This is a genomic window from Pedococcus sp. 2YAF34, from assembly GCF_052114585.1.
Taxonomy (GTDB): domain Bacteria; phylum Actinomycetota; class Actinomycetes; order Actinomycetales; family Dermatophilaceae; genus Pedococcus.
Genome location: NZ_JBFRFA010000121.1, coordinates 1 through 417 on the forward strand (window position 1 = coordinate 1; position 417 = coordinate 417).

1 protein-coding gene and 1 pseudogene are annotated in these 417 nt (G+C 71.1%); both read left to right on the top strand.

Annotated elements, in window-relative coordinates; translation table 11 throughout:
• On the top strand, positions 1-117 hold a 117-nt coding region (locus AB4Z02_RS19170), incomplete at its 5' end, for a winged helix-turn-helix domain-containing protein (protein WP_441972966.1).
• A pseudogene (locus tag AB4Z02_RS19175) lies at positions 114-417 on the top strand (two-component sensor histidine kinase); the annotation flags it as partial. The gene AB4Z02_RS19170 and the pseudogene AB4Z02_RS19175, both read left to right, overlap by 4 nt.

Genomic DNA, 417 nt, shown 5'->3' on the forward strand with positions numbered 1-417 from the left:
TCGTCGAGCGTCGTCGAGCTGTACATCTCTTATCTGCGCAAGAAGATCGACTCCGGCCGCTCCCCGATGATCCACACCGTCCGCGGGGCCGGCTACATGGTCAAGGCCGCGACGTGACGTCAGCCGCTCCGGCGGCGGGTACGTCGGGCACACCGCCCAGGCGACGGGGATGGGGCCGGCTGCCGCGCATCCGCCCGTTCCGCTCCTGGACGCTGCGCAGCCGGGTGGTGCTCGTCGTCGTGGCGATGCTCGCCGTGCTCGGCACGGTCATCGGCGCGGCCAGCRTGTTCGCCYTGCAGAGCTACCTGCTCGACCGGCTCGACACCCAGCTGACAAGCGCTGTCGACCGCGGCCAGCGCGCGGCCGACCTGGTCTACGGCTCGTCGCCGACCGGTCCCGAGGTGACGCGCATCGTGA